Source organism: Streptomyces sp. NPDC093225 (genome assembly GCF_044753805.1).
Classification (GTDB): domain Bacteria; phylum Actinomycetota; class Actinomycetes; order Streptomycetales; family Streptomycetaceae; genus Streptomyces.
The window spans coordinates 32,313-58,593 of the sequence record NZ_JBIVNX010000005.1; the positions used below are offsets into that span (position 1 = coordinate 32,313).

24 protein-coding genes and 1 pseudogene are annotated in these 26,281 nt (G+C 75.5%); 15 read left to right on the plus strand and 10 right to left on the minus strand.

The genetic code is table 11. The annotated features are described in order from the left end of the window. A partial coding sequence (locus ACIQCH_RS07005) for a hydrogenase maturation protease (RefSeq protein ID WP_402579155.1) occupies nt 1-635 on the minus strand: 635 nt, incomplete at its 3' end. After that, nucleotides 632-1,516, minus strand: a complete 885-nt coding sequence (locus ACIQCH_RS07010; protein ID WP_402578762.1) for a universal stress protein — start codon at nt 1,514-1,516, stop codon at nt 632-634. The genes ACIQCH_RS07010 and ACIQCH_RS07005, both read right to left, overlap by 4 nt. 315 nt (nt 1,517-1,831) lie before the next feature. Between ACIQCH_RS07010 and ACIQCH_RS07015 the strand changes: the two genes are divergently transcribed. Together ACIQCH_RS07015 and ACIQCH_RS07020 are read left to right on the plus strand one after the other, a co-directional pair. Continuing rightward, complete coding sequence (locus ACIQCH_RS07015; protein WP_402578764.1) at nt 1,832-4,522, plus strand: GNAT family N-acetyltransferase; 2,691 nt, start codon at nt 1,832-1,834, stop codon at nt 4,520-4,522. Between the two features lie 89 nt (nt 4,523-4,611). Next, the gene (locus ACIQCH_RS07020; RefSeq protein WP_402578766.1) at nt 4,612-5,199 is read left to right on the plus strand and encodes a TetR/AcrR family transcriptional regulator; all 588 of its coding nucleotides are present in this window, start codon (nt 4,612-4,614) and stop codon (nt 5,197-5,199) included. A gap of 103 nt (nt 5,200-5,302) precedes the next feature. On the opposite strand, the gene ACIQCH_RS07025 is transcribed toward ACIQCH_RS07020, so the two are convergent. The 3 genes and pseudogenes from ACIQCH_RS07025 to ACIQCH_RS07035 form a co-directional block, all read right to left on the minus strand. Further along, nucleotides 5,303-6,001, minus strand: coding sequence for an NADPH-dependent F420 reductase (locus ACIQCH_RS07025; protein ID WP_402578768.1), 699 nt, complete (start codon nt 5,999-6,001; stop codon nt 5,303-5,305). Nucleotides 6,002-6,118: 117 nt separating this feature from the next. After that, nucleotides 6,119-6,283 (minus strand): hypothetical protein, encoded by a 165-nt coding sequence (locus tag ACIQCH_RS07030; protein WP_402578770.1) that lies wholly within the window; start codon nt 6,281-6,283, stop codon nt 6,119-6,121. A gap of 32 nt (nt 6,284-6,315) precedes the next feature. Then, nucleotides 6,316-6,757, minus strand: a pseudogene (locus tag ACIQCH_RS07035) (CapA family protein); the annotation flags it as partial. 254 nt (nt 6,758-7,011) lie between these two features. On the opposite strand from ACIQCH_RS07035, the gene ACIQCH_RS07040 reads away from it, so the two are divergent. Both ACIQCH_RS07040 and ACIQCH_RS07045 read left to right on the plus strand, forming a co-directional pair. Next, a complete protein-coding gene (locus tag ACIQCH_RS07040) occupies nt 7,012-8,373 on the plus strand; it encodes an MFS transporter (RefSeq protein WP_402578772.1) in 1,362 nt (453 codons plus the stop codon). Between the two features lie 139 nt (nt 8,374-8,512). Next, the gene (locus tag ACIQCH_RS07045; RefSeq protein ID WP_402578774.1) at nt 8,513-10,492 is read left to right on the plus strand and encodes a helix-turn-helix domain-containing protein; all 1,980 of its coding nucleotides are present in this window, start codon (nt 8,513-8,515) and stop codon (nt 10,490-10,492) included. 98 nt (nt 10,493-10,590) lie between these two features. On the opposite strand, the gene ACIQCH_RS07050 is transcribed toward ACIQCH_RS07045, so the two are convergent. Continuing rightward, nucleotides 10,591-12,684 carry a TerD family protein gene (locus ACIQCH_RS07050; RefSeq protein WP_402578776.1) on the minus strand — a complete coding sequence of 698 codons (2,094 nt, stop codon included), beginning with the start codon at nt 12,682-12,684 and terminating at the stop codon, nt 10,591-10,593. A gap of 175 nt (nt 12,685-12,859) precedes the next feature. Beyond that, the gene (locus ACIQCH_RS07055) at nt 12,860-13,246 is read right to left on the minus strand and encodes a VOC family protein (RefSeq protein WP_402578778.1); all 387 of its coding nucleotides are present in this window, start codon (nt 13,244-13,246) and stop codon (nt 12,860-12,862) included. A 242-nt stretch (nt 13,247-13,488) separates the two neighbouring features. Here ACIQCH_RS07055 and ACIQCH_RS07060 point away from each other — a divergent pair, with 242 nt between their 5' ends. From ACIQCH_RS07060 to ACIQCH_RS07090, 7 genes are all read left to right on the plus strand, one after another. Next, nucleotides 13,489-14,007: a nitroreductase/quinone reductase family protein gene (locus ACIQCH_RS07060; protein WP_402578780.1), complete on the plus strand. Its 519-nt coding sequence runs from the start codon at nt 13,489-13,491 to the stop codon at nt 14,005-14,007. Nucleotides 14,008-14,137: 130 nt separating this feature from the next. Next, the gene (locus tag ACIQCH_RS07065; RefSeq protein ID WP_402578782.1) at nt 14,138-14,812 is read left to right on the plus strand and encodes an HAD family acid phosphatase; all 675 of its coding nucleotides are present in this window, start codon (nt 14,138-14,140) and stop codon (nt 14,810-14,812) included. Between the two features lie 139 nt (nt 14,813-14,951). After that, nucleotides 14,952-15,716, plus strand: coding sequence for an alpha/beta fold hydrolase (locus ACIQCH_RS07070; protein WP_402578784.1), 765 nt, complete (start codon nt 14,952-14,954; stop codon nt 15,714-15,716). Between the two features lie 186 nt (nt 15,717-15,902). Continuing rightward, entirely contained in the window at nt 15,903-16,589 is a 687-nt protein-coding gene (locus tag ACIQCH_RS07075; RefSeq protein WP_402578785.1) for a FadR/GntR family transcriptional regulator, read from the plus strand. 134 nt (nt 16,590-16,723) lie between these two features. Then, entirely contained in the window at nt 16,724-18,196 is a 1,473-nt protein-coding gene (locus ACIQCH_RS07080; RefSeq protein WP_402579157.1) for a hypothetical protein, read from the plus strand. Next, complete coding sequence (locus ACIQCH_RS07085; RefSeq protein ID WP_402578787.1) at nt 18,193-20,151, plus strand: GMC family oxidoreductase N-terminal domain-containing protein; 1,959 nt, start codon at nt 18,193-18,195, stop codon at nt 20,149-20,151. The genes ACIQCH_RS07080 and ACIQCH_RS07085 overlap by 4 nt, the downstream gene beginning before the upstream one ends. Before the next feature lie 132 nt (nt 20,152-20,283). Continuing rightward, nucleotides 20,284-21,066, plus strand: a complete 783-nt coding sequence (locus ACIQCH_RS07090) for a 1-acyl-sn-glycerol-3-phosphate acyltransferase (RefSeq protein ID WP_402578789.1) — start codon at nt 20,284-20,286, stop codon at nt 21,064-21,066. A 127-nt stretch (nt 21,067-21,193) separates the two neighbouring features. Here the strand turns inward: ACIQCH_RS07090 and ACIQCH_RS07095 are convergent, their stop codons facing one another. Beyond that, nucleotides 21,194-21,808, minus strand: a complete 615-nt coding sequence (locus ACIQCH_RS07095; protein ID WP_402578791.1) for a MarR family winged helix-turn-helix transcriptional regulator — start codon at nt 21,806-21,808, stop codon at nt 21,194-21,196. Nucleotides 21,809-22,010: 202 nt separating this feature from the next. On the opposite strand from ACIQCH_RS07095, the gene ACIQCH_RS07100 reads away from it, so the two are divergent. From ACIQCH_RS07100 to ACIQCH_RS07115, 4 genes are all read left to right on the plus strand, one after another. Further along, on the plus strand, nt 22,011-23,075 hold the full coding sequence (locus tag ACIQCH_RS07100) for an alkene reductase (RefSeq protein ID WP_402578793.1): 1,065 nt from the start codon (nt 22,011-22,013) through the stop codon (nt 23,073-23,075). Nucleotides 23,076-23,178: 103 nt separating this feature from the next. Next, nucleotides 23,179-23,676 (plus strand): peptidylprolyl isomerase, encoded by a 498-nt coding sequence (locus ACIQCH_RS07105; protein WP_402578795.1) that lies wholly within the window; start codon nt 23,179-23,181, stop codon nt 23,674-23,676. A 175-nt stretch (nt 23,677-23,851) separates the two neighbouring features. Further along, nucleotides 23,852-24,241 carry a hypothetical protein gene (locus ACIQCH_RS07110; protein WP_402578797.1) on the plus strand — a complete coding sequence of 130 codons (390 nt, stop codon included), beginning with the start codon at nt 23,852-23,854 and terminating at the stop codon, nt 24,239-24,241. Next, nucleotides 24,238-24,507, plus strand: coding sequence for a hypothetical protein (locus tag ACIQCH_RS07115; protein WP_402578799.1), 270 nt, complete (start codon nt 24,238-24,240; stop codon nt 24,505-24,507). Before ACIQCH_RS07110 ends, ACIQCH_RS07115 begins: the two co-directional genes overlap by 4 nt. On the opposite strand, the gene ACIQCH_RS07120 is transcribed toward ACIQCH_RS07115, so the two are convergent. Together ACIQCH_RS07120 and ACIQCH_RS07125 are read right to left on the minus strand one after the other, a co-directional pair. Then, nucleotides 24,494-25,243, minus strand: coding sequence for a carbonic anhydrase (locus ACIQCH_RS07120; protein ID WP_402578801.1), 750 nt, complete (start codon nt 25,241-25,243; stop codon nt 24,494-24,496). The two genes, ACIQCH_RS07115 and ACIQCH_RS07120, sit on opposite strands and share 14 nt — an antisense overlap. A gap of 123 nt (nt 25,244-25,366) precedes the next feature. Beyond that, nucleotides 25,367-26,272 carry a LysR family transcriptional regulator gene (locus ACIQCH_RS07125; protein ID WP_402578803.1) on the minus strand — a complete coding sequence of 302 codons (906 nt, stop codon included), beginning with the start codon at nt 26,270-26,272 and terminating at the stop codon, nt 25,367-25,369. Nucleotides 26,273-26,281 lie beyond the last annotated feature (9 nt).

Sequence of the window (26,281 nt, forward strand, 5' to 3'; positions counted from 1 at the left end):
GGGGGGGGGGGCGGGGTGGGGGGGGGGGGGGGGGGCGGCGGGGGGCGCGGCGGGGGGGGGGGGGCCGCCCGCCCCCCCCCGGGGGGGGGGGGGGGGCGCGGGCACTCGCCGGTGCCGTGCCGTCCGATGTCCGCCTCGACGCGTCGGACCACTCGGGGAACGGCCGCCACCACCTCCGGGGTCATGCCCGGCCCCACGGAGCGGTCGCCGCCTTCCACCGCGTACACGATCAGACGGCCGGGACCGCGCCCCAGGGCGGCGCCGAGCCGGAGCGCCTCGGAGAGGCCCAGACCGTGCGTACTCTGCCTGCCCGGCCCGTCCGGAAGCAGCTCGCCCCGCTCTGCGGCCTCCCAACGGTGCACTCGTCCAGGTTGCGGGGCCGGTGGGAAGAGCGCGTCGACGATGATCACCAGCTCGGTGTCCGTCCACAGCTCCAGCAACCGGCCGGGGTCGCCGTCGCACTGCGCGAGGACGGTGTCCGGCGGCCGCCGCCGAGCGGCCCGTGCCCGCAACACCGCGACCACGGCCCATCCCACCCCGTCGTCGCGGCGGAACTCGTTGCCGATCCCGATGACCGCCCTGCGCCGGGCGGGGACCGGGGGAGGGAACGACCGGTCGGTGGGCGGGTGCGTCACGCGCGGACGCCTCCCTCGACCCGGGGGACGACCACGACGGGACAACGCGCGTGATGCAGCAGGACGTGCGCGATGCGGCCCAGCTGCAGGCCCGGCTGGTGCGGGTGGCGGTACGTGCCGACGACCACGAGGTCGGCCGCCGCGGTACCTGCCAGGAGAACCTTGTGCGCGGGGCCCTCCACGAGGACCCGGTGCAGCTCGGGGGAGGAGGGCTCCTCCTGCCGCGCCCGTGCCAGTGCTTCGTCGAGCAGGGTGTCCGCGCGGGCCCGGTGGTAGAGGCAGGTGCCGTCGGCGAGGGCGGGGTGGGGGGTGTCGTCGTGCGGGGGGCAGCGCCAGGCGCGTACCGCCTCCAGGGCACAGTCCCGCGCGGAGGCTTCGCGCAGCGCGAAGCGCACGGCCTCCGTGGCGCCGGGCGTGTCCGAGACCCCGAGCAGGACCCGGTGCCGCCCGTCCCGCCGCCCCGGCCCGTCACCGCGGACGACCACGACGGGGCACAGCGCGCGGGCGGCGACGGCCAGGCCGACCGAACCCAGCAGGAGGCCGGCGAAACCGCCGCGGCCCCGGGCACCGGTGACCAGGGCCCACGCGGTGCGGCTCTCCCGTATCAGGGCCTGGGCAGGGTCGTCGGCGACCACCTCGGTCTCCACCTTGACGTCCGGGTTCCGCTGCCCGGCCCGCCTGGCCGCGGACTCGACGACTCCGTGGCCGACGCCTCGGGAGGACCGTCCGGCCGTGGGGGCCGCGAGGTCGTACCACTCCCACCGGGAGGCGTACACCACCCGCAGCGGGCACCGGTGCAGCGCCGCCTCGTCCACGGCCCAGTCCAGCGCCGCGAAACCGGGCTCGGAGCCGTCGAGACCGACCGTCAGGGGCAGCTCCATCGCAGCGACCTCCTCGCGGCCGTCCCGTGCGGCAGGGGGTCGGGAGTCGGGAGGGGAGGGACACCTCCATGCTGCTCGTACGCCCGTGAACGCGCGATTCGGCCCGGGAAGGGAGGGACCGGCGGTGCCGAGGTGGCCGGGGGCGGGTGGGCCGTCCGGCCCGAAGGATGTCCCGATCGGCCCAGCCCCCGCCGCCCCGCGCCGCGCGACCCTGGACGGAGGACGGGCGCGGCCGCGGGCCACGACGAGCATGCGCCCCCGACGCGCACGCGGCGCCGACGCGCTCGAGCCCTTCGCACCGACAGGAGGCCGGCCATGGCACGAACGGCACAGGTGGTCCAGCCCGTACACGTCCTCCTCGCGGACGGGGCGACCGTGTCCGTCCGTCCGGTCGTGCCGGACGACCGCGCCGAGGTGGCCGGGTTCTACGAGGCCATGTCGGCGGAGAACCTGCGCCTGCGGTTCTTCACCGCGAACCGCCGCTCGGGCGAGCAGTCCGCCGAACGGGTCAGCCGTCCCGCTTCCCCGGGGCGCGGGGCGCTGCTCGCCGAAGCGGGTGGGGAAGCCGTCGGACTCGTCGAGTACGAGCGGCTCCCCGGGACCGACCAGGCCGACCTGGCGTTGGCGGTCGCCGACCGCTGGCACCACCGGGGTGTGGGCACGGTGCTGCTGGAGCACGCCGTGTCCCGGGCGAGGAGCGAGGGCATCACCGCGTTCGCGGCCGACGCACTGGCGGAGAACCACGCCGTGCTCAAGGTCTTCACCGACCTCGGGCTGAAGGTCACACGCCGTTTCAACGGCCCGGAGGTGCACTGCCTGGTCCAACTGGACGCCGACGAGACGTACCTGTCCGCCGTCGAGGCCCGCGGCCGCACGGCCGACGTCGCGAGCCTCCAGCCGCTGTTCCGGCCCCGATCGGTCGTGGTGGTCGGGCCGGGGAGGCGTCCGGGATCCGTGGGACGCGCGATCCTGGGCAACCTGCGCCGCGGCGGCTTCGCCGGCCGCCTGTACGCCGTGCACCCGGTGGCTTCCGACGTCCTCGGAGTGACGACCTACCGTTCCGTGCCAGACCTGCCGCAGGCACCCGACCTCGCCGTGGTCGCCGTGCCGGCCGCAGCCGTCCCGGCCGTCGCGGGGGAGTGCGGCGCGAGGGGCGTGCGCGCCCTGCTGGTGGTCTCGGCCGGCCTGGACCGCGTACACGGCCACGCGCTGCTCGAGGCGTGCCGCCGGTACGGGATGCGGCTCGTCGGCCCGAACTGCCTCGGTCTGGCCAACACGGAGGACGGGGTGGGACTGGACGCCACGTTCGCCGCCGAACTCCCCCGGCCCGGCTCGGCCGGGGTCGCCGTCCAGTCCGGAGGCGTGGGCATCGCCCTGCTGACCGGACTGTCCCGCCTCGGCATCGGGGTCTCGACCTTCGCGTCGCTCGGTGACAAGTACGACGTCAGCGGCAACGACATGCTGCAGTGGTGGGAGACGGACGACCGGACGGAGCTGGCACTGCTCCACCTGGAGTCGTTCGGCAACGCCCGCGCCTTCTCGCGCACCGCGCGCCGGGTCACCCGCCGCATCCCGGTGCTGACCGTGGACGCCGGGCGCACGGCGGTGGGCCGCCGGGCCGCCGCCTCGCACACCGCCGCCGCGGCGACGCCCACGATCACCCGCCGGGCGCTCTTCCGGCAGGCCGGTATCACGTCCACCACGAGCATCGCCGAGCTCCTCGACACCGCCGCCCTCATGCACGCCCAGCCGCTCCCGGCCGGGCGCCGCGTCGCCGTCGTCTCCAACGCCGGCGGCACCGGCGTCCTCGCGGCGGACGCCGCGGTCGAGGCCGGGCTGGACGTGCCGGCCCTGTCGGCGGAGCTGACCGGAAGCCTCCTGGCCTCCCTCCCCGAGGGCGCGGCCGCCGCCAACCCGGTCGACACCACGGCCGCCGTACCCGAGGACCGGCTCCAGGACTGCCTGACCGCGCTGGCCCGCAGCGGCGAGGTGGACGCCCTGGTCGTCTCCCTGGTCCCCACGGCCGTCGCCACCGCCACGGGCAGCGACCTCACGCGCGCCGTCATCCGCACGGCGGGCGAGAGCCCCTGCCCGGTGGCCGTCGTGCTCCCGGACCAGGCCGAATCCGTGCGCTACCTGGCGGGCCGTCGCGTCGCGGTCCCCTCCTACGCGGACCCGCAGTCCGCGGTCCGAGCCCTGGCGCACGCCGCCGACCGCACCGCATGGCTCGCCCGCTCCACGGGAGCGGCGACCGACCTCGGCGACCTGGACCCCGCGCGTGCCTCCGAGGCCGTCGCCGCCTACCTCGCGACGCATCCGGAAGGCGGCTGGGCAGACCCCGCGACGTGTGCCGCCCTCCTGGACTGCTACGGCATCCCGCAGACCCCGTCGGCGTGGGCGACGAACGGGTCGGAGGCCGTCCGCGCCGCCCGCCGACTCCGCGACCGGCGCGGCGGGGCGGTGCTCAAGGCCCACTGGCCGGGCCTGGTCCACAAGAGCGAGGAACACGCCGTCCGGCTCGACCTGAAGGACGACGCCGAGGTGGCGGCCGCCTACCGGGACCTGGCCGAGCGTTTCACGGGCAAGCTCTCCGGCGTCCTGGTCCAGCCCATGGCACGCAGCGGAGTGGAGCTCTTCACGGGCGTCGTGCAGGACGCGGTCTTCGGCCCCCTCGTGATGTTCGGGCTCGGGGGCACCGCCACCGAGGTGCTCGCCGACCACGCCGCCCGGCTCGCACCGCTCACCGACCAGGACGTCAGCGACCTCCTGCACGCCCCCCGCTGCGCCCCGCTGCTCCTGGGCCACCGCGGCGCGGACCCGGTCGACGCCGGGGGCCTGAGCCAACTCCTGGCGCGGCTCTCCCGGCTGGCGGGCGACCTGCCGCAGCTCGCCGAAGCGGACCTCAACCCCGTCATCGCACGCCCCGACGGCATCGACGTCGTCGACGTCCGGATGCGACTCGCGCCCTGCCGGCCGTACGACCCGTACCTGCGCCGACTGCGCTGACGACTCCGGTCCGACGACCGCAGCACACCCCGGCCGCCGGTGGAATCGCTACCGAACCGTTCGGTCCGGATATTGGCTATCCTGCGCCCATGGGAGCGGCAAGAGGGGCCGGGCGTCCGAGGTCGGCCGAGAAGGACCAGGCGATCCTGCGGGCGGCGCTCGAACTGCTGGCCTCGCAGGGGTACGTACGGATGACGCTGGACCAGGTCGCGCTGGCGGCCGGGGTCAGCAAGTCGACGATCCACCTGCGGTGGAAGAGCAAGGGCAACCTGGTCACGGCCGCCCTGGAGTCGATCCGGATGGTCCAGGCCCCGCTCGCGTCCGGTGACACCGCGGCGGACCTCACGGCGGTGCTCGAGGACTTCGCATCCACCGTCACGCGGGTCCGCGGGATGGCGCTGATCGGGACCTGCCTCGCCGAAGAGGCCCACACGCCCGAGCTGATGGCCATGCTGCGCGAGCGCACCGTGCTGCCCCGCCGGGCACTGCTGCGCGAGGTGCTGGAGCGGGCCCGGGCGCGGGGGGAGATCCGCGCCGACAGCGATCTGGAGGCCGCGGTCTCGGGGCTTCTCGGTCCCTTCTACGCCGACTACATGGCCGGCCGGACGGGCCGGGCCGGATGGGCACGACAAGCGGTCGACCTCACCCTCGCCGGGCTGCGGCCGCCCACTGCCTGAGGGGGCGGGTTCGCCGCCGGCCGGTGGCCCCCCGGGGCGGCCCGGCTGCCGCTGCCGTGCGGGCCCCCGGGGCGGGGCCGGGGCCCGGACCGCACGGTACGGGTCAGGCGCCGGTGCGGGCGCCCTGGATGTGGAAGTTGAACTCCCCGTGGCCGAGTGCGCCCCACAGGCGCAGCCAGATCGGCAGCAGCATCTCGGTGCCCCGCGCGGTGGTGATGTCGCCGAGGTCGATGATGCTGGCGGCCGGCCATCCGAACGAGAGCAGGAGCTCGGTGGCGGTCTTCTTCGCGCCGATGTCGTCACCGGAGACGAAGACGTTGTGCTCGCCGGGGACCCGGGCGGGGTCGGTCATGACGGCCGCGGTCATGGTGTTGAGCGTCTTGACGACCTTGGCGGCGGGGAAGGCGCGCTGGATCTGTTCACCCAGGCTGTCGGTGTTGACCGGGTCCAACGAAGGCGGCATGCCCCGCGAGAAGTCGAGGGGGTTGGCGATGTCCAGCAGCGGCTTGCCCTCGAGGTTCTCGGCGCCGGCGAGTCCGAGGGCCGCGAGGGCAGTGGCGCCGGAGGTCGCGTTGACGACGACGTCGGCGTGCGCGGCGGCGTCGGCGAAGGCGGCCAGCCGTACCTGAGGGTGGTCCCGGCCCCATTCGGCGAAGGGCGGGGTGCCCGTGGCGTCGGGCTCCGTCCGCGAGAGCGTCGACCGCGGGTCCCGCGTGCCGATGGTGACGTCGTGGCCGAGCAGGGCCAGCTTGGCGGCGACGGTTCGGCCGACCGTGCCGGTCCCGAAAACTGCGTAGCGCATGGGGAAGTTCCTTCTTCGAGGGTCAGGGCGCACCGCGGCCGGGCTCGACCGCTCACACCTCCCCTGAAAACTAAACCGAGTCGTTCGGTATTTCAAGGGTCGATGCCGGAAGTGCGGTCACGCCCCCGGCCCCTCCAGGCCGAGGGTCGGCGTCGCGTCGTCGCGGACGCTGAGCGTCGGCGAGAACCGGCGGCTGCTGCGCGTGAGGGCGGCCCGAAGCCATTGGGCGTCGCGCCGGTGGGCCCGGCGCAGCGTGAGGCGGTGGGCCTGGAAAGGGCTCACGCGCAGTGCGCGCAGCGCGCCCGTGGCCGCGTCGAGGCCGCGGGCACGAGGGCGACGCCGCCGCGGTCCGGGGTGGCCGCCCAGCTGAGCGGGATGCCGCTGCAGGGAAGCCCCACCGAGAACACCGGCAGGCGGGGTCCGTCCCCGTCCGAGGGCCCCGCTGCGGGCGGGGCGGGCCCCAGCGCCACCTGCGCCGGGCTCCAGGCCTCGGCACTGTCGCGCCCCGCGCCGGCGGCACGCAGCCCGGCGGCGCGAAGGCTGTCGAGGGTCTCGGCCAACCCGTCCCGGCCGAAGTCGAGGACGTGGTTGTTGGCCAGCGCGCACACGTCCGGCCGCGCGGCGGCCAGGCACGGCAGGTTCGCCGGCCCACGGCTCGGCCAGCTCCGGGTCGCCGGGATGCGGCAGCACCTGGTCGAAGCCCCGGCCGAGCATCACGTCCCCGGCCAGGCAGACCGCGACCTCCCGGGCGGCCACCGGGCCGCTGCTCGCTCCCACTCCGCCACGGTAGGCCCGGGCCGTCGCTCCGGAATCGTGCGCAGCAGGCCGACCCACGCACCTCCGTCCGTGCCACAGGTGCCCGGTCGCGGTCCGGACCGGCTCTGGTGTGGTGGTTGTGACGGGGTCGACGCCCCCAACTATGGCGGTCCACCACATACGCCCTTGACCTGGGCGTTCCTATGGTGTGGCGACACGACGACGTCCCCCGAACCCCCTCGGAAGTGGTGACCATGGCCGCCGCAACATCCGCTCCCACGCCTCCCCGATCGCTCGCGCGCATCGTCGGCGCCAGCCTCGTCGGCACCACCGTCGAGTGGTACGACTTCTTCCTCTACGGCTCCGCCGCCGCGCTCGTCTTCAACACGCTCTTCTTCCCCACCACCGACCCGCTGACCGGCACCCTGATCGCCTTCATCACGTACGCCGTCGGGTTCCTCGCACGCCCCCTCGGCGGCATCGTGTTCGGCCACTACGGAGACCGGCTCGGCCGCAAGAAGCTGCTCGTCGTCAGCCTCGTGATGATGGGCGGCGCGACCTTCGCCATGGGCCTGCTGCCCACCCACGCCACCGTCGGCGCCGCCGCCCCCGTCCTGCTCACCTTCCTGCGCCTGGTGCAGGGCTTCGCCCTCGGCGGCGAGTGGGGCGGCGCCGTCCTGATCGTGGCCGAGCACGGCGGGGAACGGCACCGCGGCTTCTGGGCCTCCTGGCCCCAGGCCGGCGCCCCCGGCGGCAACCTGCTCGCCACCGGCGTCCTCGCGCTGCTCGCCGCCGTGCAGTCGGACGAGGCCTTCCTCGCCTGGGGCTGGCGCATCCCGTTCCTGCTGTCCGGCGTCCTCGTCGGCGTCGGCCTGTGGATCCGCCTGTCCGTCTCCGAGTCCCCGCTGTTCCTGGAGGCCCGGGCGCGCGCCGAGGCCGCCGCCGAACAGGGCGCGAAGGAGACCCCGCCGGTGGTCGACGTGCTGCGCCGCTCCTGGCGCGAGGTGCTCACCGCCATCGGCACCCGCTTCGGCGAGAACATCTCGTACTACGTGCTGACCTCCTTCCTCCTCGTCTACGTCACCGTCCACCTCGGCCTGCCCAAGAGCACCGCCCTCGACGCCGTGCTCATCGGCTCGGCCGTCCACTTCGCCGCCATCCCCGCCTGGGGCGCGCTCTCCGACCGGATCGGCCGCCGCCCGGTGACCCTGATCGGCTCGGTGGGCATGGCCGGGTGGGCCTTCGCCTTCTTCGCGCTGCTCGACACGAAGTCCTTCCCGGTCATCGCGCTGGCCGTGACGGCGGGCCTGCTGCTGCACGGCGCCATGTACGGCCCCCAGGCGGCCTTCATCTCCGAGATGTTCGACACCCGCGTGCGCTACTCGGGCGCCTCGCTCGGCTCGCAGCTCGCCTCGATCGTGGCCGGCGCCCTGGCCCCGATCCTGGCCGTGGAACTCCTCAAGGACTACGACTCCTCGACGCCGGTCTCGCTGTACCTCGCCTTCGCGGCCCTCGTCACCACCTTCACGGTCCTCGCGGCCCGCGAGACCCGCGGCCGCACCCTCGACACGTCCGCCGCCACCGGCACCCCCGTCTCCGCCGCCGAGCGCGTCTGAGCGACGGCGCCCCACCGCCCGGACCCCGACGCCCCACCGCCCGGACCCCGACGCCCCACCACCCGGACCCCGACGCACTCCGCGCCGGGGTCCGGACCCGCCCGCCGTACGCACACCCCGCAGGCCTACGATCCGCACCATGCGCAGCCAGAGCCATCACCCCGACGCCCCCGACGGCGACCGACCCGCCGCGGCCGCCGCCACCCCCGTGGCCCGGGCCCTGCTGGACCTGCTCGACGCCCTGGCGCACGGCGGCCCGGCCGAGGAGCTCGACCGCCCCGTCGCCACCGCCCGGTCCGCCGGGGCCGCCCCCGCGGAGCTGGCCTTCCTCGCCGAGGCCACCGGGGCCGCCCGCGCCATCCACCGCACCCTCGACCAGCACCGGCGCCGCGAGGCCGAACTGGAGGCCCTGTTCGACACCGCCGGGGACCTCGCGGGCCTGCGCGACCTGGACGCCGTCCTGCGCGCCATCGTGCGGCGCGCCCGGACCCTCCTGCGTGCCGACGTCGCGTACCTCACCCTCCACGACCCGGCGGCGGAGGACACGTACATGCGCGTCACGGAGGGCTCCGTCTCGGCCGCCTTCCAGCAGCTGCGCCTCGGCATGGGGGAGGGCCTCGGCGGGCTGGTCGCGCAGACGGCCCGCCCGTACGCCAGCACCGACTACCGCACCGACACCCGCTTCAAGCACGTCGCCGCCATCGACACCGGCGTCGCGGAGGAGGGCCTGCGCGGGATCCTCGGCGTACCGCTGCGGCTCGGACCGCGGGTGATCGGCGTGCTGTTCGCGGCCGACCGGACGGTCCGCGAGTTCACCCAGGACGCCATCGCCCTGCTCGGCTCGCTCGCCGACCACGCGGCCATCGCCATCGACAGCGCCCGCCGGCTGGAGGAGACCCGCGCCGCCCTGGTCGACCTGGGCACCGCCAACCAGGCCATCAGCCGGGCCGCCGAGACCCACGACCGGCTCACCGACCTGGTGCTGCGCGGCGGCGGGGCCGGGGACGTGGCCCGGGAGACCGCCGCCATCCTCGGCGGCGAACTGGTCGTGCACGACGCGGACGGAACCGAACTGGCCCGCACCGCGGCGGCCGCCGCCGAGCCCCCGCCCGCCGGCGTGGCGGCCTCGCGCACGGCCGGCCGGGCGGTACGGGTCGACGGCGTGTGGGTGTGCGCGGTGCTGGCCGGGCCCGAACTCCTCGGCGCCCTCGCCCTGTCCGGTCGGCCGGAGCTGCCCGACACCGACCGCCGGCTGTTCGAACGCGCCAGCCTCGTCACCGCCCTGCTCCTGCTGATGCGCCGGTCCGTGGCCGAGGCCGAGGACCGGGTCCGCGGCGAACTCCTCGACGACCTGCTCACCCTCGCCCCCGACGCCGGGACCCGGCAGGTCTCCAGCCTCGCGCTACGGGCCCGCCGGCTGGGCGTCGACACCTCCCGCCCGCACGCGGTCCTGGTCGCCCAGTGCCCGCCCGGGTCCCGCTCACGCCTGGCCACCGAGGCCACCCGGCACGCCCGCGCCCTCGGCGGCCTGGCCGGCACCCACTCGGGCCACGCGGTCCTCGTCGTCCCCCTCCCGGCCCCCGAACCGCCACCCACCGGCGGTACGCCCCCCGCCACCCCCACCCCCACCCCCGGCCCCCTGGCGGCCGCCCTGGCCGGCGACCTCGGCCGCGCCGTGGGCACCCCCGTGACCGTGGGCGCGGCCGGCCCCGCCGCCGAACCCCAAGCATTCCCGGCCGCCTACGCGGAGGCCGCCCGCTGCCTGGAGGCCCTGCACACCCTCGGCCGCACCGGCGAGGGTGCGGCCCTCGCGGACCTGGGCTTCGTCGGCGTACTCCTGGGCGAGCGCACCGACATCGCCGGCTACGTCGACCGCGTCCTCGGCCCGGTCATCGCGTACGACCGCACCCGCGGCACCGACCTCCTGCGCACCCTGGACACGTACTACCGCCAGGGCGCGAGCCTCACCCGGGCCAAGGACCACCTGCACGTCCACATCAACACGGTCACCCAGCGCCTCGACCGCATCGCCCACCTCCTCGGCAAGGACTGGAACACCCCCTCCCGAGCCCTGGAGAACCAACTGGCTCTCCAACTCCACCGCCTCACCCGCCCCTGAGCCCTGCGAGGTCGGTCGCCGTCCCCGGCCGGTCCCGCCCCGTCCCCGGCCGGTTCCCGGCCCGCTCGTGGACGGACCGGGAACGATGTCGGCCGGGATCAGCCGGCCGCCGCGCCTCCCGCGGCGTGCGCCCGTCGGTCGGTGCGGCGTTGCAACTGTGCGAGGTGGACCACGACCGTCGCGTAGAAGCGGTCGACCGCCTCGTCGACGCTGCGGATGAAGCCCGACTCCGTGGTGCCGCGCGCCCCACCCATGCCCTTGAAGAGCGACAGGCGGAAGCCGGTGATCGGGGCGCCGTCCTTCGGCAGGAGGTCGCCCGGCTCGGGCCGCAGCCGCTCAAGCGTGCCGCGCGGGCCGTTGCGGGCCTCGACGAGCGTCTCGACGTGCAGGTCGGCAGGCGCCTCGGCGAGCATGCGCACCAGCCGTTTGGCGGCGGTCAGCGGGTAGCCGCCCTCGGGTGCGGGGATGTCCATGGACGTGCGCAGCTTGCCGGTGCGCAGGTCGGCGCTGAGACCGAGGACTCCCGGCGAACCGTCGACGCGTACCTCGGCCGCGAGGCGGCCCTCGGCGGACAACACGTCCGCGGCCTCCGCCCGCCGCGACCGCGGATCGCTGCCGCGGCGGGCCCGCTGTACGGGCAGTGCCTTCTGGCCCAGTTCGCCGCCGAGTCGGAGGCAGACCTGGCGCACCAGCCGCTCCCAGCTCTCGACCACCTCGACGGCGCGCGGGTCCCCCGCGGACAGCGTCTCGGTCTCGATGCCGGTGCGTACCGGCACCCATGAGGGACCCATGTTCTGGAAACCGTGGCAGCCGGAGTTGTCGTGGTGCAGGTAGTGCAGCAACTCCTGGAGGAGCCAGGCGTGGGCGGCGTTGCCCACGCCCTCGTGCCGGATCAGGAGCTGGGCCTGCTGGGCCACCTCCGCCCAGGACAGGTGCCAGAGCCCGACTTTGTGCTTGCGCCGGCCGTCGAGCTTGACCGTGACGAGGGGACTGCCGTCCAGCGCGACGTCGTTGGAGAGGGTGATCACCGCCTCGTATCCGCGGCGGGCGGCGATGTCCATGTAGTCCTGGACCTGTTCGCTCTTCAGCGGATTGCCGTTGGTCTTCGTCTCGACCAAGGCCGTCCACAGCTTGCCGGCCCGTTCGACGCGGACCACGCCGTCCGGTCGCCGGGGCGTGTCGCCGTGGGGCAGCGACACCTCGGTGAACGTCTGCATCCGACCCGCGGGGGCACCGAATCCGGCCGTCAGGCGGCGGCCGAGCTCGGGGACCTCGGCCATGACGGCGAGGAGCACCGACGTGGCCCGCGCCTCGCGCTCCCGGTCGCTCTTGGCGTTCGGTACGGGGAAGAGGCGCGCCGGCCGCCACGTCTCGTTCTCCGCGAGGGACTTCTTCGCGACCCGCGGGACGGTGATCTTCTTCTTGGCGGTGCGGACCGTACGGGTGCGGGCCGGCGCGGGGCCGGGGTCCGTCGGCCCGGCCTGTGCCGGCACGACGGGGGCGGCCGTGGCGGCCGGGTCCGCTCCGGTCCCGCCGCCGGGAGCGTCGGCGGAGGTGGATCCGGCGGGCCCACCGGCACCGGTGAGGGTGGGGCCGGCCCCGGCCGCTTCCATGTCGGCCTCTTCTCCCGCTTCCTCGGCACCCTCGTCGTCGACGATCGCGATGCCGAAGTCCGTGGCCAGCCCGGCGAGGCCGGAATCGTACCCCTGTCCCACGGCCCGAAATTTCCACTCCTCCCCGCGCCGGTAGAACTCGCCGAAAATGAAGGCCGTCTCGATGCCCGCATCCGGGATCGAGAAGCCGAGCAGCGTGTCCCCGGAGCCGTCGGAGAGCGTCATCCGGAGGTCGGCCAGGTCGCCGAACCGGGCGCCGCCATAGCGGCTCGCCGCGACGACGATGCGGGCGACCGCCTTCGGCACGACCGCGAGGTCGAGGCTGATGCGGTCCTCGCTGCCGTTGGAGGTGGGCGTCTTGCCCAGGAGCTGGACGCTGCCGTCCTGGGCCGCGGGGTGGTTGTAGAAGTAGAAGTCGTCGTCGCCTCGGACCTTGCCGTTGTCATCGAGCAGGATCACGGAGACGTCGGCGTCGCCGTCTCCCGTCGCGCTGGTCCAGCCGAGGCTGACGACCATCGCGCCGGGCTGCTCGGTGAGTGCCGCGAGTGCGACGTTGGCCCCCTTGGGCATTTCGTGCATGTGGAGTCCCCCCGGACCCGCGGCCGCCGGTGTCGGCGCGTGTCGGCTGCCGTGTCCAGTCGTTCGGTTCGTGGTGTGACGTGACACACGTTGGCGTCAGTGAGTGAACCGTAACGCTGTGCAGCGATGTGACGGGAGGTCACTTTCCGGCCACGGGACGGGCGGGGTGCGTCCGTCAGGGGCGGTAGCGCAGGGGGTGGTCCTCCGGTACCTCGACGACCGCGATCCGGACCCCGTCCGGGTCGGCGATCCACATCTCGACCAGCCCCCACGGTTCGCGCTGCGGTGGTCGGAGGACCTCGACCCCGCGGTCGCGGAGTTCGTCGTACGCCGCCCGGCAGTCGGCGACTTGGAGCCACAGTCGCATCGCGGGGCCGGCCGGCTCCGCCGACCGTCCGGACACCTCCAGGAACCCGCCGCCCAGGAAGTACACGGTCCCGCGGTCGACGCCGGTCCCGAACTCCCGGTACACCGCAAGCCCGAGCGCCTCCCCGTAGAAGGCGCGGCTGCGTTCCGGGTCGCTCGGCCGCAACAGGACCCGACTGCTCAGTACGTGCACCATGCCCCCGCACCCTAGGCCGTGCCGTCGGGTACACGTGCCGCGCCGTGCCGCGCCGTGCCGGGGAGTCCGGATCCGGGCGGGTCGTGCCGTCGGTGCACCCGGTCCGGGCGTGGTGCCGGGCCCGGGGCCGGTTCCGAGCCCCTCGTCGGGCCGTGCGCGGGATCTGGTCGGGGGCGGGGCGGTGGGGCTATCGTCCTCCGCGCGGTCGGCGCCGCCGGCGGGCCGGGGAGGGGGAGGGCGGCATGACGGGTGGGGGCGGGGCGAAGGCGCCGCGGGTTCCGCCGCGCTGGTTCGTGCGGCTGGCCTGGGCCGTGCACCGGGGGCTGTACCGCGCCTTCGGCGGCCGGGTCGGGCTGTGGCGCCCGGGCCGCAAGGGCTGGGGCACGCTGCGGCTGACGACCACCGGGCGTCGGACCGGCCGGCCGCGCAGTGTGATCGTCGCGTACGTGGCGGACGGACCCGACCTGGTCTGCCTGGCCATGAACGGCTGGGGCGCGGGCGGGCCCGCCTGGTGGCTCAACCTCCTGGCGCACCCCGACGCGGCGGTCCAACTGGTCGACGGGCGGCGGCCGGTACGGGCGCACGCCGCGACCGGCGAGGAGCGGTCCCGGCTCTGGGCGCGCTGGCGCACGATCGACGCGAACCTCGACGGGTTCGCGGCGCTGCGCCCCTCCGGGACCGCGGTGGTGGTGCTGGCGCCGCGGTCCGAGGGCGGGGCGGGTTCGAAGCAGTCGGAGCGGGGCGGCGGGGGCGGCGGTTAACCGGGCGGTCACCCCCAATTTCCTACCGACCAGTAGACATGGCGACGCAGCCCTCTCATTCTGGGCCGTGCACATGCCAATTTCTGCCGGCGGTCCCGCCAGACCGCCATGGTCGGAGGAGCAACTCCCCATGCCCGCACGCAAGTTCATCGCGCGCACCACGGCCGCTGCCGCCGCTGCCGCCACCGCCGTGGTCGTCCTGACGGCCCCGGCGCAGGCCGCCCCCGCGTCGGCCGCGCCCCGCCCGGCGCCGGTCGCGCCCGGAGCCTCGTACTCCGCCCCCGGAGGCAACGCGGTCTTCCTGGGCATCGACTACGACACCTGGCTGCGCGACGTCGGCACCGTGGTCGACCAGGCTCGCCCGTACCTCCGCCAGCGCATCGCCAACTCCCCGGCCGGCGAGAAGCCCGCGATCGTCCTCGACATCGACAACTCCTCGCTGGAGACGGACTTCCACTGGTTCTGGACCTGGCCCACCCCGGCGATCGCCCAGGTCCGCGACCTGGTCCAGGAGGCCCACGCCAGCGGCGTCGCGGTCTTCTTCGTCACCGCCCGCCCCGGCGTGGTCTACAGCCCGACGCTGTACAACCTGAAGACCGTGGGCTACCCGGTCACCGGCCTCTACGTGCGCGACCTCCCCGACCTCTTCCACGAGGTCAGCACGTACAAGACCGCCAAGCGTGCCGAGATCGAGGCCCGCGGCTACACCATCGTCGCCAACATCGGCAACAACGACAGCGACCTGGTGGGCGGCCACGCCGAGCGCACCTTCAAGCTGCCGGACTACGGCGGCAAGCTCTCCTGACGCGGGCTCCCGGGCCTGGCGGCCCCGCCCCCGTTCCCGTACCCCCGGTACGGGAACGGGGCCGGGGCGCAATGGGGTTGACGGCGCCCGGGACGCCGGATGGGATGGCCTGCCGATCACTCCGCCAGGAAGGCAGGCCGTGCGCAAGACTCCCGTAACCCCCGAGGGTGACGTCATCCGCTGGACCGAGTTCCCCGGCCGCGAGCCGGTCCGCCTGTACCTGCACGGACTCGGTGCCATGTCGGCGTACTTCAACGAGATCGCCTGGCACCCGCTGCTCGCCGGCCACCGCTCGCTGCTGGTCGACCTGATGGGGCACGGGACCAGCGACCGCCCGACCGGGTTCGCGTACACCCTGGAGGCGCACGCCGACGCGGTGGCCGCCGTGCTCGACGCGGCCGGGGTGGCCGGCGTCGAGGTGGTCGGGCACAGTATGGGTGGCGCCGTCGCCATCGTGCTGGCGGACCGTCATCCCCGTCTGGTGTCACGGCTGTTGCTCGTGGACGCCAACCTCGACCCGGTGCCGACCGCTCCGGCGGCCCCCGGCAGCAGTGGCATCGCCTCCTACACGGAGGAGGAGTTCGTCGCCCACGGCTGGGACCGGACGGCCGAGCGCGTCGGCGCCCACTGGTGGGCCACCATGCGGCTGGCCGGCCCGGTCGCCCTGCACCGCAGCGCCACCCACCTGGCCCGGGGGACCCGGCCCACCATGCGCGAGCTGCTCCTCGACCTGAAGGTCCCGCGCACCTTCCTGTACCCGGCCCCGGACGGCGCGCTCGACGGTGCCGACGCCCTTGCCGCGGCGGGCGTCGCCGTGGTGGCCGTTCCCGACTGCGGGCACAACATCATGCTGGACAACCCGGAAGGGTTCGCCCGCGCCGCGGCCGCGGCCCTCGCCTCCTGAGCCACGCTCGGGCGCCAACCCCCCTGCCGAATCGAGGGTTTGACCGCGCGCACCTCTTGACGGGGTGCGCGTGCATTGGTTGAGTGGCTGAGCCACTAGGCCACTGGGTCGCCGCCGACCCGCCGGCCGTCCTGGCCGCTCGGCTGGCGAGCCGCCGGACCGGGGGCCGCCCCGGAGGAGACCGCTGTGGAAGCCCTGCCCCGCGAGACCATCGTCGACGTCCTGGAAGGCCGGCTGCGCGAGGACATCCTCGCCGGCCGGCACCCCGCCGGAAGCCTGCTGCCGCCCGAGCGGCAACTGGCCGACGGGTACGGCGTCACCCGCACCACCCTCAAGCACGCCTTCGGCCGCCTCGTCCAGGCGGGCCTGCTGGAGACCCGGCACGGGGTGGGGACCCGGGTCCGGGACTACATCAGGCTCGGCGGTGCGGACCTGCTGCCGATGCTCGTCCGGCACAGCCCCGACTGGATCGGAGAGATCTTCGAAGTCCGGCGCAGCATCGGTGCACTGATCGCCGAGCGGGCCGCCGACCGGGCGACCGCACGCGACAGCGCCGCACTGGTCGAACTCCTCGCCGCGGTCCGGGAGTCCGAGGGCGGCGACGCCGTCCAGCTCGCCGACGCCGAGGTCCACCGGGCCCTGGCCAGGGCCACCGGCAACCGGGTCTACGTCCTGCTCACCAACACCCTGTTCAACGCCTACCTGCCGGTCCGGGCGGCGCTCGTGGCCCCCTTCACCGACCCCGCCGCCGCCCATGCGCGGCTGGCCCCCGTCGTCGACGCGGTGACCGCCGGCGACCCCGCGGCCGCCCGGACCGCGGCCGGGGCGTACCTCACGGCCACCGAGCGGATCATGCTGGAGGGGCTCGCGTGAGCGCCCCGCGCGGCACCCGGTTCGAGGAGGCCCTGCTCGGCACCCTCGACCTCGCCCCCGCCCTCGCCCCCGCCGGAGCCGGCCGCTCCGGCCTCCCGGTCCGCCTCGACCTGCGCGCCGCGTCCGACCGGCCGCTGCGGCCCCTCGGCACGACACCGGCCCGCCTGACCGGCCGGGTCCGCATCCGCGGCTGGGCCGACGACCCCGACGCCACGGGCGAGTTGGAGATCTCCCCGCTGGCCCGCCGCCGCATCCGCTACCGGCTGCACTTCACCGCCGCCGACGGCCGCGCGCTGACCCTCGACGGCTGGAAGTCGATCACCCCGGGGCGCCCCGTGCGGTCCATGACCGTCCTGCCCTTCACCCTGTACGAGCGCCACGGCGCGGCTCCCGAGCACGACGCGACCCCGTCGGAAGCCGGGCCGGAGACCCCCACCCCCACCCCCACCCCCAACGAGGCGACCCCGGGTCGGCGGATCGGCACCGGCAGCCTCCGCTTCCCCCTCGCCACCGGCCTCCTCCCGTTCCTCGCGAGCTTCCGTTTCCCGCGCCCCCCGGACGACCCCGGCGGCATCGGCCCCGCGGGCGACACCCGCGACGACCACACGGGCACCCCGGCCCGGGCGCTGATCCCGGCCCGGGCCGGGACCCCGGCCCCGACCCAGCTGCTCGCCCCGCGCTGGTCCGGCGAGCCCGGCCGCACCGAGGTCTGGTACACGACCCTCACCGACCCGGCCACCGGAACCGGCCTCTGGCTGCACCACGAACTCGTCGCACCCACCGATCCCGCCCGACCCGCGCACGCCCACGGCTGGATCGCGCTCTACCCGCCCGAAGGCCCCGTCGCGCACGCGCGCTTCGGACCGGAGCCGTGGCAGCCCGGCCCCGACGCGGACGGCTTCGCCGCGCGGGAGGTCCGGGTGCGCCCCGGCCGCCTCACCGGGACCGCGGCCGGGTTCACGTGGGACCTGACCGAACGGCCCGCCGACGAGCCGCTGTTCACGTTCCCCCGCTGGTCCTGGCGGCGCCCGCTGCTGCCGGCCGCGCAGATGCTGCCCGCTGCCCGGTCGACGTACCGGGGCACCGTGACGCACCCCGGTGGCACCCTCACCCTGACCGGCGCCCCCGGGGCCACGGCCCGCATCTACGGCCACGGCAACGCCCGGCGCTGGTCCTGGCTGCACGCCGACCTCGGCGGCGGCGACGTGCTGGAGGTCGTCGCCGCCGTTTCCACCCGGCCGGTGCTACGGGCCCTGCCCCCGCTGGTGTTCCTGCGGCTGCGCCGCGGCGGCCGCACGTGGCCCCGCCGCGCCGAGCGGACCGCCGTCGGCTGGGCGGGACCCGGCCGCTTCAAGGCCCGGCTCGGGCTCCCGCGGTGGACGGTGACCGGCCGCGCCGGGCTGCGCCGCATCCACGTGACGGTCACCCAGCCGCCCGACCGGACCCTGGCCCTCGACTACCACGACCCGGACGGCTCCCACGCCGTCTGCCGCAACAGCGAGCGCGCCGACGCGGTCGTACGGCTCGAACGCTGGCGCGGCCGCTGGCGGACCGAGGCCCTCTGGACCCTCGACGGGACCGCCCACGCGGAAGTGGGGGAGCGGTGAGCGCCGCCGGACTCGTGGCGGCCCTGCTCGCCACCGGCCTGCCGGACGCGCAGGATCCGGCCCCGCACGCACCCGGCGCCGAGCGGAGCGCCCCGCCCCCCGACCCGGCCTGGGAGCACCGCGTCCCCGGCCGCCTCCACGCCGTGCTGCGTACGATGCCGGGCCCCGCCCGGGCCGGGGTGCGCGCCGCCGCGGCCGCCGTGGACGCGTACGCCGTCGCCCGCACCGGGCGGCGGCTCGGCGCCCTCGACCCGGCCGCCCGCGAGGAACTCGTCCGTACGCTCGGCGCCCACGCGGCCCCGGCGGCCCTCCTGGACCTCGTCAAGGTGCCGGTCCTGCTGGCCGCCGGCACCGAGCGCCTGCTGGCCGCGCAGCCGCCCGCGGGCCCCCGCCCACCCGGTCCCGAGGACCCGCCGCTGGACTGCGTGCCCGTGGCGCAGTGGCCCGCCCGCAGCACCGCGGACGCCGTGGTGATCGGCTCCGGCGCCGGCGGGGCCATGGCGGCCCGCACCCTCGCCCGGGCCGGACTGCGCACCCTCGTCCTCGAAGAGGGCGAGCACCACACGACGGCCTCCTTCGCGGCCCGCACCCCGCTGGAGCGCTTCGGCGCCCTCTACCGCGACGGCGGCGCGAGCGCGGCCCTCGGCCGGCCCCCGCTCCTGCTCCCCACCGGCCGGGCCGTCGGCGGCACCACCGTCGTCAACTCCGGTACCTGCTACCGCACTCCGGACCACGTGCTGGCCCGCTGGCGCGACCGGTACGGCTGCGCCCTCGCCGACGGCCTCGAAGCCCGGCTCGACGACGTGGAACGCACCCTGCGCGTGGCCACCCAACCGCTCGGCCCACTGGGCCGCAACGGCCTGCTGGCCCTCGCCGGCGCCCGTGAACTCGGCTGGCGAGCGGCTCCGTTGCGGCGCAACGCGCCGGGCTGCAAGGGATCCTGCCAGTGCGTGGTCGGCTGCCCGACCGGGGCCAAGCAGAGCGTCCAGCTCTCCGTGCTGCCCGACGCCTGCGCCGCCGGGGCCACCATCCTCACCGGCGCCCGCGCGCTGCGCGTCCTGGTCGACCGCGACCGGCCCGGCGGACCCGCCGCGGCGGGCGTCCGGGTACGCCGGCCCGACGGCGGCGAGTGCGAGGTCCTCGCCCCGCTCGTGGTGGTCGCGGCCGGCGCCCTCCAGTCGCCGCCCCTGCTGCGCCGTTCGGGCCTCGGCGGCCACCCACGGACCGGCCGCAACCTCAGCGTCCACCCGGCCGCGGCGGTCGCGGGCCGGTTCCCCCGACCCGTGACGGCCTGGGAGGGCGTCCTGCAGAGCGTGGGCGTGGCGGAACTCCACGACCGGGGCGTCCTCATCGAGGCGACCGCCACCCCGCCCGGGATGGGCGGCGTCGTCCTTCCCGGCCTCGGCGCCGACCTGCGCCGCGAACTCGACGCCGCCGACCGGCTCGCCACCCTCGGCGCGATGATCGCCGACCTCCCCTCGGGCCGGGTCCTCGGCGCGGGCCGCCGCCCGCTGGTCCGCTACGACCTCGCCCCGCGCGACGCCGGACGCCTGCTGGCGGCGGTCCGGGCCATGGGCCGGCTGCTCTTCGCCGCCGGCGCGCAGGAGGTGCTGACCGGCATCACCGCCGCGCCGTACGCCCGTACCCCCGACGAACTGGACGCGGTACTGGCCCGGGTGAGGGCACGTCAGCTGCACCTCTCCGCGTTCCACCCCACCGGCACGCTGGCCGCCGGCGCCGACCCGGAGCGCTTCCCGGTCGATCCCGAGGGCCGGTTGCGGGGCGTACGGGGCGTGTTCGTGGCCGACGCCTCGGTGCTGCCCAGCTGTCCGCAGGTCAACCCGCAGCTGACCGTGATGGCGGCCGCCCTGGCGGTGGCCGACGCGGCCCTCGCGGGACCCGTCGCGGGCCCCGGCACTGGCACCGCCACGGGCACGGGCACGGGGCGGGTGTAAGGGGGAACGAAGAGTCGATTCCGCCGATCGGCCGCAGCTCGTGATCAAAGGGCGCCCGCGGCCGTTGGACGGGGCAAGGGCCCTGCCCGGACGGTGGCGTGGCGTGGCGCGGGGAGCGAGGGAGGACCGCTCGTGTCGGAGAGCGTGGCCGAGGTGATCGAGGTCGCGGGAGCCGAGCTCCGGTTCCTCCGGAAGCTGCTCGGCGGCGTCGGGGAGAACGCCTGGGAGCGACTGCTCGAGCGGTTCGTCGACGACTGGTTCCGGCTGGACGTGCTCGGGCTCGAGAACATCCCCCAGGACGGCCCCGCCGTGCTCGTCGCCAACCACTCCGGCGCCTGGGGCCTGGACGCGTTCGTCCTGCAGAAGACGCTGCTGCGGTCCCTGGGCCGGCCGCTCTCCGTGCTCGCCGCGCCCTTCGTCTTCCGGCTCCCGGTGCTGGGCCCGTACGCGGCGAGGAAGGGGGCGGTGCCGATCGGCCCCCGGGCGTGCATGGAGCGGCTGGCCCGCGGCGAACTCGTGGGCATGTTCCCGGAAGGTGTGTCCGGTCTGGAGAAGTCGTTCCGCGACGGTCACCGGCTCCGACCGTTCGATCCCGGCTTCGCCGTGGCGGCCCTGCACGTGGGTGCGCCGGTCGTGCCCGTCGCCGTCATCGGGGCGGAGGAGTCCAGCCCGAAGATGGGTGAGCTGCCCGGGCTGGCCAAGCTCCTGGACCTCCCCTACGTTCCGCTGACCTCGCCCTTCCCGCTGCCGGCGAAGTGGCTGATCACCATCGGTGAGCCGATCGGACCGCCCGACCGGCCACGGGCGTGGGGAGCACGTTCGGCAGCGGCCCGCCGGCTCTCCGAGGACGTCCGGGACACGCTCCAGGACATGATCGACCGCGAGCGGCAGCGGCGGGGCGGGCTCGTGCCGTAACGCCCGAGGGGCGGCGGCGGGGCCGTCGCGGGGTCCGGACCTCGGCGGCGGCACGGGCGCACCGTTCGGCGTGGTCGAGCAGCCGCATCCGGAACCGTTCGCCCGTCTCGGTCCCGTTCCAGCCGGGTCAGGCCCGGGCCGGCCCGCGGTCGCCGTCGGGCGTCGGGCAGGCGGCCACGGCGCCCTCGTGGCACAGGCTGCCCTCCACCTTCGCCAGCAGCCGCGCCAGTTCGGTCCGTTCGGGGCCGGTCAGCCCGGCCAGTGTCTGCTCCTCCAGCACGCCCCACGCGGTGCGCACCTCGCCGTGCAGGTCGCAGCTCGCCTCGGTGGCCTCGATCAGTACGGCCCGCCGGTCCGCCGGGTCGGGCCGGCGCCGCACGTGCCCGGCGTGCTCCAGGCGCTGCAGCATCTTCGTCACGGTGGACGGGTCGAGGCCGACCGCCTTGATCAGCTCGGCCTGGCGCACCGCGCCGTTGGCCCACAGGTGCATCATCAGGAACTCCTGGCCCGGGTACAGGCCGAGGTCCTTGAGCAGCCGGCCCGCCGCGGCCCGGTGCAGCCGGGCCACCCGGCTCACGGCGTGGCTGACCGGCCCGCCGAGCGCGGCGCCGGGCGCCGGCGCGCAGACGGGCGCCTCCCGGTGGGGGCCGCCCGTGCCCGGGTCCGTGGGCGCGCCGGCCCCGACCTCGGTGCCGGTCCCGGCACTCGCCCCGGCGACGCCGGTCTCGGCGTGGGTCGCCATGTGCTGTCCCTCCCTCGGGTGCTCCGTCCGCGGTCGTCCCCGGACGTGTCCGGCGTGACCGGACGCGTCCGGTCGACCGTACGTGCTGCTCAGAGGCATTTTACCTTGGTCGGCCAAGCTTTACCTTGGCCGACCAAGTAAATGGGTCTACAGTGTCTTCCGAAGCCATTGCTTGGCCGACCCATTAACTGTGAGGCACCACATGACCACAGCGTTCGAGCCCGTCGTCCTCGCCGGCACCCCGCTGGCCAACCGCATCGTCCTGGCCCCGATGACCCGCAGCCGCGCGGTCGAGGGCGGCGTACCCCCGCAGCTCACGGCCGAGTACTACGCCCAGCGGGCGTCGGCCGGACTGATCGTCACCGAGGGCGTGCAGCCCTCGGTGGAGGGCCAGGGCTACCCCTTCACCCCCGGTCTCCACACCGCCGAGCAGGTCGCCGGCTGGCGCACGGTGACGGACGCCGTGCACGCGGCGGGCGGGCGGATCTTCGCGCAGCTGATGCACACCGGCCGCATCGGCCACCCGGCCCAGCGCCCCGGCGCCGCAGGTTCGGTCGCCCCCTCGGCCGTGAGGGCGGCCGGCCAGTCCTTCACCCCCGACGGGCTCCAGGACCACGCGACCCCGCGCGAGCTCACCGTCCCCGAGATCCGCCGTGTCATCGCCGACTTCGCCGCGGCCGCCCGCAACGCCGTCGACGCCGGCTTCGACGGGGTCGAGGTCCACGGTGCCAACGGCTACCTGGTCCACCAGTTCCTCGCCCCCGGCTCCAACCGGCGCACCGACGAATGGGGCGGCTCCGTCGAGAACCGCATCCGCTTCGCCGTCGAGGTCGTCAGGGCCGTGGCCGCCGCGATCGGCGCCGAGCGCACCGCGCTGCGCGTCTCGCCCGGCAACGGGTACAACGACATCGAGGAGCCCGAGCCGCTCCCGGCGTACCTGGCGCTGGTCAAGGAGCTCGCCCCGCTGGGCCTCGGCTACCTGCACGTCCTGGAGTCCTCCGCCGAGACCCGCGAGGTCACCCTCGCGCTGCGCAAGGAATTCCCCGGCCTCCTCGTCCTCAACCCCGCGACCGCGGAGCCGACCGACCACGAGGCGCTGGCGCTCGTCGAGGAGGGCGTCGCCGACCTCATCGCCTTCGGCCGGCTCTTCCTCGCCAACCCCGACCTGCCGGCCCGGCTGCGCACCGCCGGCCCGTACAACACCCCGGACCCGGCCACGTTCTACGGCGGCGACGGCCGCGGCTACACGGACTACCCGGCGCTCTGAGGGCCCGTGACCGCACGGGCGCTCCCCGGCCGGTTACGGCGAATGGGGCCGTGTCGGGGAGCCCCGTGTGAAACCATCCGCCCGAAGATGTGAGGATGGGTCCATGAGCAACAACGTCTTCTTCGACATCACCATCAACGGCGAGCCGGCCGGCCGCATCGTCTTCAAGCTGTACGACGACGTGGTCCCGAAGACCGCCAAGAACTTCCGCGAGCTGGCCACCGGCGAGCACGGCTTCGGCTACGAGGGCTCCTCGTTCCACCGCGTCATCCCCGCCTTCATGCTGCAGGGCGGCGACTTCACCGCCGGCAACGGCACCGGCGGCAAGAGCATCTACGGCGAGAAGTTCGCCGACGAGAACTTCGAGAAGAAGCACACCCGCCCGGGTCTGCTCTCGATGGCCAACGCGGGCCCGAACACCAACGGTTCGCAGTTCTTCATCACGACCATCGTCACCGACTGGCTGGACGGCAAGCACGTCGTCTTCGGCGAGGTCGTCGACGGCATGGACCTCGTGAAGCAGATCGAGGACCTGGGTTCCCGCAGCGGCACCCTGTCCGCCAAGGTCACCATCGCCAAGTCGGGCGTCGTCGGCGAGTAGTTCGGCCGCGGACCGCTGGCGGCGGCCCCGCCGCCGGACGCCCCGTGCACCGCGTACGGACCCTCCCCGAGCCGAGCTCGGCGGAGGGTCCGCGTGTTTTCGGTGCGGAGATCGCCGGCCCCCTCCCCGGTGACTGATCCAGCGCGTACGGTGGAGTAGGACGGAGGAGGACACCATGAGTGCGCTGCCCCACGAGAGCCCCACCCGCCCCTGGGCGGACCCCTACCGGCTCGCCGCCGCCGAAGGGCCCCAGACCATCGCCGACCTGCGGGCCGCGCTCGCCGTCGTCTCCCCGCCCGACCTCGTCGCCTTCGACGCGCGCCTCGGCGCCGCCCGGCTCGACGAGGTGCCGCTGGTGCTCACCGAGTACCGCCACGTGTGGGCACTGCGCACCCGCCCCGAGGTGGCCGACGCGATCGGCGCGGCGCTCGAGGGCAGCGAGAAGACGGGCGGCCTGGACGAGTTCTTCGCCCGCTTCGACGACACCTACGCGGACACGTACGCGGACGCCTACGGCGACACCTACGGGGACGACTCCGGCGACGCGCGCGAGGGGGGCCGTTGAGCGACTGGCACGTCCTCCTGCCGGAGCGCCTCAACCGCGAAGTCGCCGAGCTCAGCCCCGGCGAGCGCCAGGCGCTCTACCGCGCCCTGAAGCGGCTGGTCGGCGACCCGCGGGCCGACAGCGCCGCCGAACCCGCCGCCAGCATCGAACTGCGCCGCGTGCTGGCCGGTCCGGCGACCGACACCGGGCGGATGGTGACGGTGCTCTACCGGGTGATCACGGAGACCCGGACCGTGGCGATCATCTGGATCATCAGCGGTCCCTGAGGGGCAGCGTGCGCACCGCCTGGTCGGTCAGTTCGTAGCGGGCACCCACGATGGCGAGCCGTCCCGCCGCCACCCGCCCGGCCAGGTCGGGCTCCGCCGCCAGCCGCTGCCTGACCAGCCGGACCTGCGCGGTGATCGTCGCGTCGACCCGGGCCGCGCCCTGCTGGGTGCGGTCGATGGCCGGGCGTATCTGATCGGCTATGTACTGGATGTGGTTCGGCAGCCGCTCGCCCGTCTCGTCGGCGTGCACGGCGGCCTTGACGGCCCCGCACGACTGGTGGCCGAGCACCACGACCAGCGGGATGTCCAGCTCCAGCACGCCGTACGCGACGCTGCCCAGCACCGCCTCGTCCAGTACCTCGCCCGCCGCCCGGACGGTCATCAGGTCGCCGAGCCCCTGGTCGAAGACGAGCTCCGGCGGCACCCGGGAGTCGATGCAGCCGAGCACCACCGCGAAGGGGTGCTGGCCCTCCACGAGTTGGCGGCGCACCGCCGGCGACTCGTGGGGGTGCCGCTCGCGGAACGCGCGCCAGCGGCGGTTGCCGGCGGCCAGCTCGCGCAGCGCCTCGGCGGGCGTGTCGGGGCGCGCGCAGCCGACGGGCGCCGCGGCCGCGGGCGGGGCCGCGCCCACGGCCAGGCCGGCCCCCGCGACGGCGGTGCCGGCCACGGCGGCGCGCAGGAGCCCGCGGCGGCTGGCGCGGGCGGGGGTGGGCGGGGTGTTCGTGTCAGTGGTCACGCCCGCAGCCAACCCTGAAGCTGAACTTGATAGTTGAACAAAAAGACGGATTGTCGGCTTGTCGGACAAAAGTCGGCCGGATCTGGACGAACCCGTCTCGCGGAGTGGGCATCCGCCCGCGCGCTAGACGGCCCGCAGTTCCGCCGGCAGGGCCTCGCGCAGCGCCTCCGCGAGCGCGGCCACCGCCGGGTGCCCCGCCGCCCCGCCGCGCGACGCGATCCGCGTCCACCGCCGCACCGGCAGCCGCGTCAGCGACACACCGACCGGTACGTCCACCAGCCCGAGCTGCGGCACCACCGCCACGCCCTGCCCCGCCGCGACCAACGCCAGCACGGTGTCGAACCCGTCCACCCGGTGCCGCACCCGGGGTGTGAACGCGGCCGCCTGGCAGGCCCGTACGGTCATCGCCTCGCACAACGTCCCCGGCGTGGCCGTGATCCACGGGGCCTCCCGCCAGCGGGCCAGCCCGGCCAGCTCCGTCGCGACCGCCGGAGCCGGGTCGAGGGAGGCCAGGTACATCCACTCGGCGCACAGCGGCTCCAGGGCCAGCCCCGGCTCCGGCTCCGCGGGCACGAAGTCGTACTCGTGCACCAGGGCCACGTCCAGCTCCCCGGCCCGCAGCGCGTGCGCCACCCCGGCCGGATCGGTCTCCGACACCATCGGCTCCAGGCCCGGGTGGCGCCGGGCGAGCGCGACCAGGGCCGCCGGTACGATCGCCCGGGCGGCCGTGGGGAAAGCCCCGATCCGCAGCGGCCCCGCCAGGCCGTGCCGGGCCCCCGCCAGCTCCGCGGCCGCCTCCTCCAGCCGCTCCAGCACCGCCTCCGTGTGCCGGACGAGGTTGCGGCCGGCGGGAGTCAGCCGCACCCGGCGGCCGGTGCGCTCCAGCAGGGGCACCCCCGCCTCCCGCTCCAGCGCGCTGAGCTGCTGGGACACCGCCGACGGGGTGAAGGACAGGGCCTCGGCCACGGCCGCGATGGTGCCGCGCAGGGCGAGTTCGCGCAGCAGGCGCAGACGTCGTACATCGAGCATCAGCTCAGC

Bases quoted from the DNA above. Each gene is read 5' to 3' on its own strand.
- ACIQCH_RS07010 (WP_402578762.1), bottom strand. From the start codon at position 1,516: ATGGAGCTGCCCCTGACGGTCGGTCTCGACGGCTCCGAGCCCGGTTTC.
- ACIQCH_RS07015 (WP_402578764.1), top strand. From the start codon at position 1,832: ATGGCACGAACGGCACAGGTGGTCCAGCCCGTACACGTCCTCCTCGCG.
- ACIQCH_RS07020 (WP_402578766.1), top strand. From the start codon at position 4,612: ATGGGAGCGGCAAGAGGGGCCGGGCGTCCGAGGTCGGCCGAGAAGGAC.
- ACIQCH_RS07025 (WP_402578768.1), bottom strand. From the start codon at position 6,001: ATGCGCTACGCAGTTTTCGGGACCGGCACGGTCGGCCGAACCGTCGCC.
- ACIQCH_RS07040 (WP_402578772.1), top strand. From the start codon at position 7,012: ATGGCCGCCGCAACATCCGCTCCCACGCCTCCCCGATCGCTCGCGCGC.
- ACIQCH_RS07045 (WP_402578774.1), top strand. From the start codon at position 8,513: ATGCGCAGCCAGAGCCATCACCCCGACGCCCCCGACGGCGACCGACCC.
- ACIQCH_RS07050 (WP_402578776.1), bottom strand. From the start codon at position 12,684: ATGCACGAAATGCCCAAGGGGGCCAACGTCGCACTCGCGGCACTCACC.
- ACIQCH_RS07055 (WP_402578778.1), bottom strand. From the start codon at position 13,246: ATGGTGCACGTACTGAGCAGTCGGGTCCTGTTGCGGCCGAGCGACCCG.
- ACIQCH_RS07060 (WP_402578780.1), top strand. From the start codon at position 13,489: ATGACGGGTGGGGGCGGGGCGAAGGCGCCGCGGGTTCCGCCGCGCTGG.
- ACIQCH_RS07065 (WP_402578782.1), top strand. From the start codon at position 14,138: ATGCCCGCACGCAAGTTCATCGCGCGCACCACGGCCGCTGCCGCCGCT.
- ACIQCH_RS07095 (WP_402578791.1), bottom strand. From the start codon at position 21,808: ATGGCGACCCACGCCGAGACCGGCGTCGCCGGGGCGAGTGCCGGGACC.
- ACIQCH_RS07100 (WP_402578793.1), top strand. From the start codon at position 22,011: ATGACCACAGCGTTCGAGCCCGTCGTCCTCGCCGGCACCCCGCTGGCC.
- ACIQCH_RS07105 (WP_402578795.1), top strand. From the start codon at position 23,179: ATGAGCAACAACGTCTTCTTCGACATCACCATCAACGGCGAGCCGGCC.
- ACIQCH_RS07110 (WP_402578797.1), top strand. From the start codon at position 23,852: ATGAGTGCGCTGCCCCACGAGAGCCCCACCCGCCCCTGGGCGGACCCC.
- ACIQCH_RS07125 (WP_402578803.1), bottom strand. From the start codon at position 26,272: ATGCTCGATGTACGACGTCTGCGCCTGCTGCGCGAACTCGCCCTGCGC.